A 13,841-nucleotide genomic window follows, 5' to 3' on the forward strand; every position below is an offset into this window, starting at 1 on the left:
GCCCCCGCCCCGTTTGATGAGTGGCGCCGCGCCTGTCGCGCGGCGCGATCCCCGGGAGACTGGCGCATGCCAGACCAAAGGACGAAAACACAGGATCTGTGCCGGGCGCTCTGCGTCGCCGCGCGCGACCCTGCCGAAATCCCCGCCTCCGGCGCGGGACGGCCCGCCCCCGAAACCGCGATGCAGCCAGACCACCGCCCGTGGCCACCGCGGCCCCATGGCCGGTTCCTTCCCGGCCGATGTCGGAACACCCGGCGAAGCCCCCCTTCCCTTGCCCCCCAGCCCCCCCTTCCTCAGCGCGCCAATCCCTCAGAGGTAGCCCAATGACCGAATACCCCCCCAACGACCAGTTGCGCGCCTCCTCTATTCGGTGTGGTCATAAGGTCGATGATCGCGGGGATCATTGTCGTCGACAGCCTCACCTGCCGGGTCGCGGCTGCACCGATGGTTTCGCGGTAGTGCGAGCCAATCGGTTCCGCTTGACAGACATCTTGGCAGGCGTTCGACGGGTTTGGTCGCAGGCTTCCTTGTTTCAGACCGCAGGACGCACCTGGGCCGGAAGGTTCAGAGCGTACGGGAAAATGCCTGTTTTCTCCTTCGCTATACTGTTTTCGGTGCAGGCTTCCCATGCGCTTGATTTCGGGCAACTTAACGGCTTCGTTCAAGGTCAAGGAAACGAAAACCTCGTTGTGATCCTGCATGGCGACGGCGGACCGGACGATGCCTACGACAGCTATGCAAAGCGCGTGGCTAAATCAAAGCCGAACACCACCGTGGTTTCGCTTACGCGGCCTGGCTTCAATGGAAAGCACGGTCGCAGCCGTGGAGAAAACCCGGGCAAAGATCACTACACCCGTGGCAACAATGCATTGCTGGCCGGGTCGCTCGCCGCGATGCGAAAAGATCTGCGACCTGGGCGACTGATCGTAATTGGTCATTCCGGCGGCGCCGCCCAGTTGGGCACCGTGATTGGCTCCTCTCCCGGCATTGTAGATGTCGCGATCCTGGCCGGATGCCCGTGCAATGTGCCGCAATGGCGTATTCACAGGCGCGGCGAGAACAATTGGAAGCAAAGCCAGTCACCGCATCAATTTGCGGAAAACATTCCTGCATCGACACTGGTTGTAGCGATTGCGAACGCCGGCGACTCGAACACGCCGCAACGCTTCGCACAAGAATACATCGCCATCGCCCAGAAGGCCGGCGCGCGCGCTCAAATGGTAGCAAAGCGTGGTGGCGGCCACGGTTGGCGCCACTATGAACGCTCCGTTGACGCCGTACTTCGCCAGACCCTTCGCTAACCCAATCATCATTGGATCGCCCCATGACCGAACATTCCCCCAACGACCAGTTTCACGCCTCCTCCTTCATGCAGGGGGCCAATGCTGAATACCTCGAACAGATGTACGCCCGCTACGCCAACGACCCGGCGGCGGTGGATGCCGCCTGGGCCGATTTCTTCCGCGAATTGGGCGACGCCGATCTGGACGTGAAGGCCGAGGCGAGCGGTCCCTCCTGGGCACGCGCCGACTGGCCGCCGATGCCAAACGACGACATCACCGGCGCGCTGACCGGCGACTGGTCGGCGGGCGAGGCCAAGGCGGCAGGCGAAAAGATCGCGAAGAAGGCCAAGGAAACCGGCGTCGAGGTCAGCGACGAGGCAATCAAGCGCGCCGTGCTCGATTCGATCCGCGCGCTGATGCTGATCCGCGCCTACCGCATCCGGGGCCACCTGGTCGCCGATCTCGATCCGCTGGGCATGCGCGATGCCACCCCCCACCCCGAGCTCGACCCCAGGACCTACGGCTTCACCGACGCCGACATGGACCGGCCGATCTTTCTCGACAAGGTGCTGGGGCTCGACTTCGCCTCGATGCGCGAGATCACCGACATCGTGAAGCGCACCTATTGCGGCACCTTTGCGCTGCAGTACATGCACATCTCCAACCCCGAGGAAGCCGGCTGGCTGAAGGAACGGATCGAGGGGCTGGGCAAGGAAATCGCCTTCACCCGCGAGGGGCGCAAGGCGATCCTCAACAAGATGGTCGAGGCCGAGGGCTTCGAGAAATTCCTGCACGTCAAGTACATGGGCACCAAGCGCTTCGGCCTCGACGGCGGCGAGGCGCTGATCCCCGCGATGGAGCAGATCGTCAAGCGCGGCGGCGCTCTGGGCCTCAGGGAGGTTGTGATCGGCATGCCCCACCGCGGCCGCCTCAACGTGCTGGCCAACGTGATGGCAAAACCCTACCGCGCCATCTTCAACGAGTTCCAGGGCGGCAGCTTCAAGCCCGAGGACGTCGACGGATCGGGTGACGTGAAATACCACCTCGGTGCCTCCTCCGACCGGGAATTCGACGGCAACACCGTGCACCTCAGCCTCACCGCCAACCCCTCGCACCTCGAGGCGGTGAACCCGGTGGTGCTGGGCAAGGCACGGGCCAAGCAGGACCAACTCGGCGATTCCGACCGCATCAAGGTCCTGCCGGTGCTGCTGCACGGCGATGCCGCCTTTGCCGGCCAGGGTGTCGTGGCCGAGGGCTTCGGCCTCTCCGGCCTGCGCGGCCACCGCACCGGCGGCACCATGCACATCGTGGTGAACAACCAGATCGGCTTCACCACGGCACCGCATTTCTCGCGCTCCTCGCCCTATCCCACCGACATCGCCCTGATGGTCGAGGCGCCGATCTTCCACGTCAACGGCGACGACCCCGAGGCAGTGGTGCACGCCGCCAAGGTCGCGACCGAGTTCCGCCAGAAGTTCCACAAGGACGTGGTCATCGACATCTTCTGCTATCGCCGCTTTGGTCATAACGAGGGCGACGAGCCGATGTTCACCAACCCGGTGATGTACAAGCGGATCAAGACCCACAAGACCACGCTCAGCCTCTATACCGAGCGGCTGGTCAAGGACGGGTTGATCCCCGAGGGCGAGATCGAGGACATGAAGGCCGCCTTCCAGGCCCACCTGAACGAAGAGTTCGAGGCCGGCAAGGATTACAAGCCCAACAAGGCCGACTGGCTGGACGGCCGCTGGTCGCACATCAACCGCGAGGGCGAGGAATACGTGCGCGGCGAAACCGCCATCGCGCCGGAGACCATGGAAGAGGTCGGCCGCGCGCTGACCACCGTGCCCGAGGGCTTTGCCACCCACCGCACCGTCACCCGCCTGCTCGAGTCCAAGAAAGAGATGTTCGACAAGGGCGAGGGCTTCGACTGGGCCACCGGCGAGGCGCTGGCCTTCGGCTCGCTGCTGACCGAGGGGTATCCGGTCCGCCTCGCCGGTCAGGACAGCGCCCGCGGCACCTTCTCGCAACGCCACTCCGCCCTGATCAACCAGGAAACCGAAGAGCGATACCACCCGCTCAACAACATCCGCGCCGGCCAGGCGCAATACGACGTGATCGACTCGATGCTCTCGGAATACGCGGTGCTCGGGTTCGAATACGGCTATTCGCTGGCCGAACCCAACGCGCTCACCCTGTGGGAGGCCCAGTTCGGCGATTTCGCCAACGGCGCCCAGATCATGTTCGACCAGTTCATCTCCTCGGGCGAAAGCAAATGGCTGCGGATGTCGGGCCTGGTCTGCCTGCTGCCGCACGGGTTCGAGGGCCAGGGACCGGAGCACTCCTCGGCCCGCCTCGAACGCTTCCTGCAGCAATGTGGCCAGGACAACTGGATCGTCGCCAATTGCACCACCCCGGCCAACTACTTCCACATCCTGCGCCGACAGCTGCACCGCTCGTTCCGCAAGCCGCTGATCCTGATGACGCCGAAATCGCTGCTGCGCCACAAGCTGGCGGTCAGCCGCACCGAGGATTTCATCACCGGCTCCTCCTTCCACCGCGTCCTCTGGGACGATGCCGAACGCGGCAACTCGGAGGCCAAGCTGCTGGCCGACGACAAGATCAAGCGCGTGGTGATGTGCTCGGGCAAGGTCTATTACGACCTGCTCGAAGAACGCGACGCGCGCGGCATCGACGATGTCTACCTGCTGCGGATCGAACAGTTCTACCCGTTCCCGGCCCATGCCCTGATCAAGGAGCTTGAGCGCTTCAAGGGCGCCCAGATGGTCTGGTGCCAGGAAGAGCCCAAGAACCAGGGCGCCTGGACCTTCATCGAACCCAACATCGAATGGGCGCTGACCCGCATCGGCGCTGTGCATCAACGTCCGGCCTATGTCGGCCGCGCCACCTCCGCCTCGCCCGCCACGGGCCTGGCCAGCCAACACAAAGCCCAACAACAGGCGCTCGTGAACGACGCGCTGACGATCGAAGGATAACCCGACATGACAACCGAAGTACGCGTCCCCACGCTGGGCGAATCCGTGACCGAGGCAACCGTCGCCACCTGGTTCAAGAAACCGGGCGATGCCGTCGCCATCGACGAAATGCTGTGCGAGCTGGAAACCGACAAGGTCACCGTCGAGGTGCCCAGCCCCGCCACCGGCACCCTGGGCGAGGTCGTCGCCGGTGAGGGGGAAACCGTCGGCGTCTCCGCGCTGCTGGCCACCATCGCCGAAGCCGGCGCAACCGCCGCGCCCAAACCCGCCGCAGCCGCCGAACCGGCCCCGGCGCAACCGGGCGGCGGCAGCACCGACGTGATGGTCCCCACCCTTGGCGAATCCGTGACCGAGGCCACCGTCTCGACCTGGTTCAAACAGGTCGGCGACACCGTCGCGCAGGATGAAATGCTCTGCGAGTTGGAGACCGACAAGGTCTCGGTCGAGGTGCCCAGCCCAGCCGCCGGCGTGCTGGCCGAGATCCTCGCCCCCGAGGGCGCCACGGTCGAGGCCAGCGCCAGGCTCGGCGTGATCTCCGGCTCGGCCGCCGGGGCCGCAGCTGCCCCCGCTGCCGCGGCCCCCGCCGCCGCCGCTCCGGTCGCGACCATCGGCAAGGATGTCGCCAACGCCCCCTCGGCCGAAAAGGCGATGGCCGAGGCCGGGCTCAGCGCCGATCAGGTCACCGGCACCGGCCGCGACGGCCGCATCATGAAGGACGACGTGCAAAAGGCGCTGGCCGGGGGGGCCGCCAAACCGGCCCCCGCCCCGGCGGCCGCCCCGGCGCCGCGCGCGCCCAGCCCGGCCGACGATGCCGTGCGCGAGGAACGGGTCAAGATGACCCGGTTGCGCCAGACCATCGCACGCCGCCTCAAGGACGCCCAGAACGCCGCCGCGATCCTGACCACCTATAACGAGGTGGACATGACCGAGGTGATGGCGCTGCGGAACCAGTACAAGGACCAGTTCGAGAAGAAGCACGGTGTCCGCCTCGGCTTCATGTCCTTCTTCACCAAGGCCTGCTGCCACGCCCTGAAAGAGGTGCCCGAGGTCAACGCCGAGATCGACGGCACCGACATCGTCTACAAGAACTTCGTCCACATGGGCGTCGCCGCCGGCACGCCGCAGGGTCTGGTTGTCCCGGTGATCCGCGATGCCGACTCGATGTCCTTCGCCGCGATCGAAAAGGCGATCGCCGAAAAGGGCAAACGCGCCCGCGACGGCAAGCTGTCGATGGCGGAAATGCAGGGCGGCACCTTCACCATCTCCAACGGCGGCGTCTACGGCTCGCTGATGTCCTCGCCGATCCTCAACCCGCCGCAATCGGGCATCCTCGGCATGCACAAGATCCAGGACCGCCCGATGGTCGTGGGCGGCGAGATCAAGATCCGCCCGATGATGTACCTCGCGCTGTCCTATGATCACCGCATCGTCGACGGCAAAGGCGCCGTGACCTTCCTGGTGCGGGTGAAAGAGGCGTTGGAGGATCCGCGTCGTCTGCTGATGGATTTGTGATTTCTGGGCCGGGCTGAAGCCCGGCCTACAACAGTCCCGTAAACCGGGCGTAGGGCGGGCTTCACCCCGCCACCGCGAAGAAAACTAATGGAACTGGGATGGCTGAGTTACTCACCGAAGAGGACTTTATCGAGCTTCCGGAGGAAGCTGAGCACAAGTGGATTCAGCTTGAAAAAACCGCACGTGCCCGGCTTTCCGCGGAGCTTGAGGAAGAAGACAGAGATGAACTTCAGCTAAAACACCATTACATGCATATCGTTAAATCTCTAGCTGAGGCCTACGGTGTACAAGATATTAGTATATACAACAATCAATCAGTAGACACGGCCTTCACTGATTTTTCGCTGGCAGTTTCTCGGGCACGGGCTCGAATTTGGGCCAATTCGACTGCAACATTTCCACTTGGAAGGGTGGCGTTGCCAGAGGACACCAAGGCAGCGATCTTGGTTTTGGCGGGCGAAATCGAGCAGCAGATCAATTCCCTTAAAGACGGTGAGCGAAGAAAAGCTACTCTCCACCAGAAACTCGAAGACTTTCGAAGAGAGATCAATCAACCCCGAACCCGGATTGGCTCAGCTCTCACAACCTTAGCGCAAGTATCAACCGTGGTTGCGATGTCAACGGCAAGCCTTGCTGAAGGCCCCGATGCATACGCTACGATCCTGCGGCTGCTGGGAGCAGCGCACACCTCCGATTCCGCACCTGAGATCCGGCTCATTGAAAGTGAGTTCCGTTTGCTTTTGCCTTCGCCACCGAAACAAATCGAGGGCCCGCATTCGGACGACGCCGTCAAATGAGTCTTGCAGCTTCTCCGTTACCCTAGACACCCCGACCAAACGCACACACAAACCGACATGTACAAAACCGGGCGAAAACTCCCCAATCCGGCCTTTCGTGCCGAAAACCGCCCCCTGAAAACGTACGGAACCCGCCCTATTTCGTACAAAGGAAGACAGGAGACCTGTAATGGCAAATTATGACGTGATCATCATCGGCGGCGGCCCCGGCGGCTATGTCTGCGCGATCCGCTGCGCCCAGCTGGGCCTCAAGACCGCATGCGTCGAAGGACGTGGCGCGCTCGGCGGCACCTGCCTGAACGTGGGTTGCATGCCCTCCAAGGCGCTGCTGCACGCCAGCCACCAGCTGCACGAGGCCGAGACCAACTTTGCCAAGATGGGGCTCAAGGGGAAATCGCCCAGCGTCGACTGGAAACAGATGCTCGCCTACAAGGACGAGGTCGTGGAGACCAATACCAAGGGCATCGAATTTCTGTTCAAAAAGAACAAGGTAGACTGGATTCAGGGCTGGGGCACCATCCCCGAAGCGGGCAAGGTCAAGGTCGGGGATGACATCCACGAGGCCAAGAATATCATCGTCGCCACCGGGTCGGAATCCGCCTCGCTGCCCGGCGTCGAGGTCGACGAAAAGATCGTCGTCACCTCCACCGGCGCGCTGACCCTGAACAAGGTGCCGAAGAAACTGGTGGTGATCGGCGCCGGTGTCATCGGGCTGGAACTGGGCAGCGTTTATGCCCGCCTCGGGGCGGAGGTGACGGTGATCGAGTTCCTCGATGTCATCACCCCCGGCATGGACAGCGAGGTCCAGAAAACCTTCCAGAGAATCTTGAAAAAACAGGGGCTTACCTTTATCATGGGGGCCGCGGTGCAAAAAACCGAGGCAACCAAGACCAAGGCGAAAGTCACCTACAAGCTGCGCAAGGACGACAGCGAACAGGTGATCGACGCCGACGCCGTTCTGGTGGCCACCGGCCGCAAACCCTATACCGACGGCCTCGGCCTCGATGCACTCGGGGTCGAGATGTCGCCGCGCGGTCAGGTCAAGGTCGGCAAGGACTGGCAGACCAACGTCAAGGGCATCTACGCCATCGGCGATGTAATCGACGGCCCGATGCTGGCGCACAAGGCCGAGGACGAGGGCATGGCCGTGGCCGAGCAGGTGGCGGGCCGGCACGGGCATGTGAATTACGGCGTGATCCCCGGCGTGATCTACACCGCTCCCGAGGTTGCCAACGTGGGCGAGACCGAAGAAGGCCTGAAAGATCAAGGGCGTAACTACAAGGTTGGCAAGTTCAGCTTCATGGGCAACGGCCGCGCCAAGGCCAATTTCGCCGCCGACGGTTTCGTCAAGATCCTCGCCGACAAGGACACCGACCGCATCCTCGGCGCCCATATCATCGGCCCATCGGCGGGCGATCTGATCCACGAGATCTGCGTCGCCATGGAGTTCGGCGCCTCGGCCGAGGACCTGGCCCTGACCTGTCACGCGCACCCGACCTATTCCGAGGCGGTGCGCGAGGCGGCGCTGGCCTGCGGCGACGGACCGATCCACAGCTGACCCCCACTTCGGGCGGCGCCGCCTGCGCCGCCCGCTTGACCTTCCCCTCTCCTCAAAGCACCCTCCGCGCGGAGGGACCGACATGACCGGATTCGACCTGACCGCCTATCTCGACCATCTCGGGCTGGACCGGGTGCCGATCACCGCGCAGGGGCTGCGTGAGTTGCAGGTGGCGCAGCTGCGCGCGATCCCGTTCGAGGCCATCGACCCGTATCTTGGGTGCCTTCCCGCTCTCGACGTGGCGACGATCTGCGACAAGGTTCTACACCGGGGGCGTGGCGGATATTGTTTTGAACTCAATGCCTTGCTCTACTCTGCGCTGATGGCGCTGGGGTTCGACGCGCGCCAGCGCCTTGCCCGCGTGCGCAAGGGCGCCCCCGAGGGCGGGCCGCGCAGCCATCTGATGATAGAGGTCACGCTGCCCGAGGGGGGGTTCCTGGCCGACGCCGGTTATGGCGGGCCGGGGGCGCTGATCCCGCTGCGCCTGGACAGCGCAGAGGAACAGGTCGCCCCCAACGGCTCATATCGCCTCTGGCATGACGAGCGGACCGGTGAGCGCGTCGTCGACAAGCGCACCGGGGCAGGCTGGTTTTCGCTTTACGGTTTCGACAACGCCCATGTGGGAAAAGCAGATATCGAGGCGGCCAATTTCATCTGTGCCCACTGGGACACGATGCCGTTTTCCGGCCACCTGATGCTGGCCGGGTTCGACGGCGACACGCGCATCGGCGTCTTTGACCGCGCCGTGACCCGCGAGGGGCCGGCGGGGGCCAAGAAATCCATGATCGCGGATTTTGAGGCGTTATCCCGGCTTTTGACCGAAGAGTTACACTTGCGGCTGGACGCCCCGACCCTTCGCCGGATCTGGAACCGGCTGGCGCAACAGGCCTAACGGCGCGGGATCCGTTTCGCAAAATCCGCAACTTGAGGTATACTGGCTTGGGGACGGAGGGCGCCATGAGCCGAAAGCAAGTGATCTGGGCGCTATTCGCGCTTTGGGCGGTACTTTACGCGGTGTCCTTCTGGCAGGCGGCCACGGTGCCCCGAACCGGAGACGGCTTTCTGCGCGGGATCAACCGATTGATGACCTTTCTGGGCTGGCAGGGGGCGGCGGCGGGCGCGGCACTGGTGCTCTGGGCCACTACGCTCGGGGATCGCCGCATCGGGCCCGGGTTGCGCTGGCTCAGCCGGATACCTGTGCTGCTGGCGCTGGCCCTGGTGCTTGGCCTGACGGCGGTGGTTCTCTGGGCACGGTTCTCGAAACCCGCGCCGGTCTCCGCCCCGATCCCGCCCGCACCGGTGACAAAACCTGTCGAGTCCGGTTGAGGCGCTACCACATGGTCCTGGCGGCCCGTTCGCCCCAGGCCGCGTCATAGGGTTTGCCGCCCTCTTTGCCGCCGGTCATCTCGGCCAGGATCTCTCCCACCGTGGGCAGATCGGCGCTCTCATCGCCGCCGGTCCATGCCCCGGCGCGCAGCAGGGCGCGGGCGCATTGGGTATAAATCTCACCGATGGCGATCACGATCACCGTCGCGGGCAGACGCCCGTTTTTCTCGAACCGGGCGCGCAGGCCGGCGTCGGCGGTCAGCCGCGCGGTGCCGGTCACCCGCACCACGTTATTGGATCCCGGCACCAGGAACATCAGCGAGACCCGCGGATCGCGCACGATGTTGCGCAGGCTGTCGATCCGGTTGTTGCCGCGCCAGTCGGGCAGCGCCAACGTGCCTGGATCAAGCTCCTGCACCACCGGGCCATCATCGCCGCGCGGGCTGGCATCGGTGCCCTCGGGGCCGACGCTCGACAGCACACATAGCCTTGAGGCCATGATCCAGCGCCGATAAAGCGGTGTCATCTGCCGCGCGACCTTGCTCAGCGCCGCCGAGGGCGGTTCGCCGTAAAGCGCCTCCAGCGTCTCGATATCGTCTATATAGTCCAACTCAGCCCTCCTGCGCCTCGCGCAGCAGCGCGTCGGAGTGACCCTCGACCGCCTCTTCCAGCCGCGCCAGAAACGCCCGGCGCTCTTCGCCCGGCGGGATCGGATCAAGGAACTCGACCACGGCGGTTCCCGGTTTGCGCAGAATGCCGGTGCGCGGCCAGAACAGCCCGGCGTTGGTGGCCACCGGAACACAGGGATAGCCGGTGCCCTCGTAGAGGACCGCCGAGCCCACCTTGTAGGGGGTCTGCGCCCCCGGCGCGACACGGGTGCCCTGCGGATAGATGACAAGTTGACCGGGCTCGTCGAACTCCTTCGCCACGTCCGTGACCATCTTGGCGATCGCCGCGCCCTTGCGGCCGCGATCGACCGGGATGCAGCCCAGACGCTTGGCGTAGAGCCCGATGAAGGGGGTCCAGAGCAGCTCCTTTTTCATGATGAACTTCGGGTGCGGCAAGGCTTCGAAGATGATCAGGATGTCAAAGAAAGACTGGTGCTTGGCCGCGACCATCACCTCGCCCCGGGGCACCGGGCCGCGCACCTCGGTCTTCAACCCGACCATCCAGCGCGCCGACCACATGGCATAGCGGGCGTAAAGCTTGCAGGCCACCAACGCGCCGCGCTTGGACAGGATCGCCCAAGGGGTAAAGGACAGGCCCAGCACCGCCATCGCGATATAGACCTGGATCACGTAGATCAGCGACCGCAGGTATTGCATCAGCTCAGCTCCGTCAGGCGACGGCGGGCGGCGGCCCAGGTGGCGGCAAAGGCCACCGAGGCGCCCAGCAGCGGGATCAGCAGCGGCCAGAGCCAGCCCAGCCCGCGAAACCCCAGCCCGGTGAGAAAGCCGCCCTCGTCCGAGGCCGCCGGCAGCAGCAGCACGCCGCCCAACCCCAGGGCAATGCCCACGGCAGACCCGATCAGGGCGCGCAGGGTGAACCGGCGCACGAAGGCCCCGGCAATATAGCTGTCGCGCGCCCCCACCAGCCGCAGCACCTCGATCACCTGGGCGTTGGCGGCAAGCGCCGCATTGGCCGCAAGCGAGATCATCGCCGCCATCGCCCCGCCGATCAGCAGGATCGAGATCCAGCCCAGCCGCCGCAGGCTGTTGGCGGCTTCGACCAGCGGCTTGCGCCAGCGGGTGTGATCGTCAAGCACCGCGCCGGGCACCTCGGCCGAAAGCCTCAGCCGCAGGCCGGCGGCATCGTATCCCTGTTCATCCTCGGTGACCTCGATCAGCTGCGGCACCGGCAAGGTGGCCAGGTCGAGACCCGGACCGAACCAGGGCGCCAGCAGCGCCGCCTGTTCCCCGGCGCTCAGCGCGCGGGCCCGGTCCACGCCCGGGGTCTGGCGCAGAATCGTCAGCGCCGCGGCGGTCTGGGCCGCGACCTGATCCTCGGGCGCGGTGATGCGCAGCGTGGCGCTGCGGGCCAGTTCGCTGGCCCAGCGGTCGGCCAGCCGACCGGAGGCCAGCGACAGCGCCAGCGCAAAGACGGCAAGGAAGGCCATCGCGCCCGAGGCGAAGAGGGTAAGCCGGGCGGTAAACCCGCTGGGCGGCACGACCCGGTCGGCCTGGGCGTCGCCGAACAGAACGTTGCGCAGGGTGCCACCGCTCACAGGTCCGCCCCCGCCAGTTGCAGCCGCCGGTTCGCGATCCGCAGCACCCGCGCCTGGACCTGGCTTTTCGCCGCCCGGATCAGGGCAAGGTCATGGCTGGCGATCAGCACGGTCTTGCCCATCTTGTTCAGCTCCACCAGCAGCGTCAGCAGGCGCATCGACATCTCCCAATCCACGTTGCCGGTGGGCTCGTCGGCCAGCACCACGTCGGGCGACAGAATCACCGCGCGGGCCAGCGCGGCGCGCTGGCGCTCGCCGCCCGAGAGCTCCGGCGGACGCGCATCGGCACGTTCGGTCAGCCCGACCCAGGTCATCAGCTCCCTCAGGTTGGCCGATTCCTGCGCCATGTCGCGGCCCGAGACGATCAGCGGCAGCGCGATGTTGTCGGCCAGGGGCAGGTGATCGAGAAAGCGGCAATCCTGGTGCACCACGCCGATCCGGCGGCGCAGCATTGCCATCTGGTCGCGGTCGAACCCGCGCATGTCGGCGTCAAAGGCCCGCACCGCGCCCGAGGTGGGCGTAAGCGCGCCGTAGCACAGTTTGAGCAGCGTCGTCTTGCCGGCCCCCGACGGGCCGGTGAGGAAATGGAACGACCCCGGCGCGAGCTTGACGGAAACGTTGCTCAGCAACTCGCCGCCGCCGTAGCTATAGCCGACATCGTCCAGCTCGATCACGCCCTGCTCCCCGCGATATTCTCTTGAACTTGTGCCCCAGCGCGGGGTCAGTTTCAATGGGGTCGGGCCCGCTGCCGGTTCGCTGCGCCGCTTCAATGAGGTTTCCGCCCTTTCGCAGATCGCAACGGCACCCTATGATCGCGGAAAACCAATGGGTTCGCTGTGGTCCAGGAGGGACATCATGCGGCTGACATGCCCGAACTGCGGGGCGCAGTACCAGGTCCCGGACGAGGTGATCCCGTCCGAGGGACGCGACGTGCAATGCTCGAATTGCGGGCACACCTGGTTCCAGGCGCATTCGGAATTCGACGGCCTCCCGCCACGGGAGGAGGAGGCCACCGATGACGCGACCAATCCGGTCTTGGCGGCAGAGGACACTGATCAAAGCGTCGCACAGGAAGACTCGGAGTGGTCGGATTGGGAGGACACGGACGACGAAGACCTCGACGAGACCGAGGAAGAGCCGCAATCGCCTGTCCGCCAGGAACTCGACAGCGCGATCTCGGGCATCCTGCGCGAAGAGGCCGAGCGCGAAGCGCAGCTTCGCGCGACCGAGTCCGGCGGGCTGGAAAGCCAACCCGAGCTTGGCCTCGACACCCCGCCCGACGATACCGCCCGGCGCGCGCTGCAGGCGCGCGCGCGCATGACGCGTATCCGGGACGAAGACCCCGAGGCTCAATCGGACGGCGCCCAGACCGCGCCAAGCCGCGAATTGCTGCCCGATATCGAAGAGATCAACTCCACCCTGCGCTCGTCCGACATGCCGGCGGATGTGGAGGACGGCGCCCAGTCAGGCGGCGCCGTGACCCCGACGCGCCGCAGCGGATTTCTGCGCGGCTTTTCCGTCGCCCTGTTGATCGGCGCGTTCCTTGCGCTGAGCTACGCCAACGCGCCGCGGATCGCCAAGACCCTGCCGCAGGTGGACCCGGCGCTGAGCGCCTATGTGGCAATGGTCGATCAGGCCCGCTACTGGCTGGATGCGCGGCTTGGCGAATTCGTGACACGGGTGTTTCCTGAGTAATAACCGGGCCAGGCGCCGGAGCGGGGCTCAGAACCGGTCCAGCAGGCGGCGGAGATACTCCAGTTCCACTTCCGGGCGTTCGCCATCGCCCGAGCGGCGGCGAATCTCGTCCAGGAGTTCGCGCGCGCGGCGATAGACATCTTCGCCTTGCAACATCCCCTCGTCGGTGCCGAAGGCGCCGTTCGATCCCGCCTGTCGGCCCAGCGGATCGCGGTCGTTGGCGCGCATGTCGCCCTCGGCCATGCCCTGGCCCTGCTGCTGGCCGCCCTGCTGTTGCTGCGCCATCGCCTCGCCCAGCGACCGCATACCCTCACGCAGCGCCTCGATCGCCTCGGCCTGCCGGTCGATGGCCTCGGCCAGATCGTCACCGCGCAGCGCCTCTTCGGCGCCGTCCATGGCGCGCCCGGCACGGCCAAGCGAGTCGCGCGCGGCGTCGCCCTCCGGTGTGCC

General features: G+C 65.5%; 13 protein-coding genes. 8 read left to right on the forward strand and 5 right to left on the reverse strand.

Annotation, left to right across the window (positions count from 1 at the left end; genetic code table 11):
- The first annotated feature begins 581 nt into the window (after nucleotides 1-581).
- The 7 genes from P1U75_RS08780 to P1U75_RS08810 all read left to right on the forward strand — a co-directional run bounded on the left by P1U75_RS08780 (nucleotide 582) and on the right by P1U75_RS08810 (nucleotide 9,472).
- Nucleotides 582-1,301 (forward strand): alpha/beta hydrolase, encoded by a 720-nt coding sequence (locus tag P1U75_RS08780; RefSeq protein ID WP_300242215.1) that lies wholly within the window; start codon nucleotides 582-584, stop codon nucleotides 1,299-1,301.
- 23 nt (nucleotides 1,302-1,324) lie between these two features.
- Nucleotides 1,325-4,279 (forward strand): 2-oxoglutarate dehydrogenase E1 component, encoded by a 2,955-nt coding sequence (locus P1U75_RS08785; RefSeq protein WP_300242217.1) that lies wholly within the window; start codon nucleotides 1,325-1,327, stop codon nucleotides 4,277-4,279.
- A 6-nt stretch (nucleotides 4,280-4,285) separates the two neighbouring features.
- Nucleotides 4,286-5,791, forward strand: coding sequence for a 2-oxoglutarate dehydrogenase complex dihydrolipoyllysine-residue succinyltransferase (odhB, locus tag P1U75_RS08790; protein ID WP_300242220.1), 1,506 nt, complete (start codon nucleotides 4,286-4,288; stop codon nucleotides 5,789-5,791).
- Nucleotides 5,792-5,889: 98 nt separating this feature from the next.
- Nucleotides 5,890-6,588: a hypothetical protein gene (locus P1U75_RS08795; RefSeq protein ID WP_300242222.1), complete on the forward strand. Its 699-nt coding sequence runs from the start codon at nucleotides 5,890-5,892 to the stop codon at nucleotides 6,586-6,588.
- Nucleotides 6,589-6,757: 169 nt separating this feature from the next.
- Complete coding sequence (gene lpdA / locus P1U75_RS08800; RefSeq protein WP_300242224.1) at nucleotides 6,758-8,146, forward strand: dihydrolipoyl dehydrogenase; 1,389 nt, start codon at nucleotides 6,758-6,760, stop codon at nucleotides 8,144-8,146.
- A gap of 82 nt (nucleotides 8,147-8,228) precedes the next feature.
- Complete coding sequence (locus P1U75_RS08805) at nucleotides 8,229-9,038, forward strand: arylamine N-acetyltransferase (RefSeq protein WP_300242226.1); 810 nt, start codon at nucleotides 8,229-8,231, stop codon at nucleotides 9,036-9,038.
- 65 nt (nucleotides 9,039-9,103) lie between these two features.
- Nucleotides 9,104-9,472, forward strand: coding sequence for a hypothetical protein (locus tag P1U75_RS08810; RefSeq protein WP_300242228.1), 369 nt, complete (start codon nucleotides 9,104-9,106; stop codon nucleotides 9,470-9,472).
- A gap of 4 nt (nucleotides 9,473-9,476) precedes the next feature.
- Here P1U75_RS08810 and P1U75_RS08815 read toward each other — a convergent pair whose 3' ends face one another.
- The 4 genes from P1U75_RS08815 to P1U75_RS08830 are packed head-to-tail and all read right to left on the reverse strand — an operon-like array spanning nucleotide 9,477 to nucleotide 12,370.
- The gene (locus P1U75_RS08815) at nucleotides 9,477-10,082 is read right to left on the reverse strand and encodes a pyridoxamine 5'-phosphate oxidase family protein (protein ID WP_300242230.1); all 606 of its coding nucleotides are present in this window, start codon (nucleotides 10,080-10,082) and stop codon (nucleotides 9,477-9,479) included.
- A 1-nt stretch (nucleotide 10,083) separates the two neighbouring features.
- Nucleotides 10,084-10,797, reverse strand: coding sequence for a lysophospholipid acyltransferase family protein (locus P1U75_RS08820; protein WP_300242232.1), 714 nt, complete (start codon nucleotides 10,795-10,797; stop codon nucleotides 10,084-10,086).
- Nucleotides 10,797-11,696, reverse strand: coding sequence for an FtsX-like permease family protein (locus P1U75_RS08825; protein WP_300242234.1), 900 nt, complete (start codon nucleotides 11,694-11,696; stop codon nucleotides 10,797-10,799). Before P1U75_RS08825 ends, P1U75_RS08820 begins: the two co-directional genes overlap by 1 nt.
- Nucleotides 11,693-12,370, reverse strand: a complete 678-nt coding sequence (locus tag P1U75_RS08830) for an ATP-binding cassette domain-containing protein (RefSeq protein WP_300242236.1) — start codon at nucleotides 12,368-12,370, stop codon at nucleotides 11,693-11,695. Before P1U75_RS08830 ends, P1U75_RS08825 begins: the two co-directional genes overlap by 4 nt.
- Nucleotides 12,371-12,551: 181 nt before the next feature.
- On the opposite strand from P1U75_RS08830, the gene P1U75_RS08835 reads away from it, so the two are divergent.
- Complete coding sequence (locus P1U75_RS08835) at nucleotides 12,552-13,391, forward strand: zinc-ribbon domain-containing protein (protein ID WP_300242238.1); 840 nt, start codon at nucleotides 12,552-12,554, stop codon at nucleotides 13,389-13,391.
- 27 nt (nucleotides 13,392-13,418) lie between these two features.
- On the opposite strand, the gene P1U75_RS08840 is transcribed toward P1U75_RS08835, so the two are convergent.
- Nucleotides 13,419-13,841, reverse strand: a 423-nt coding sequence (locus P1U75_RS08840; protein ID WP_300242241.1) for a DUF4175 family protein, incomplete at its 5' end; no start/stop codon positions are given.

This window comes from Antarcticimicrobium sp., from assembly GCF_029212575.1.
GTDB lineage: Bacteria > Pseudomonadota > Alphaproteobacteria > Rhodobacterales > Rhodobacteraceae > Antarcticimicrobium.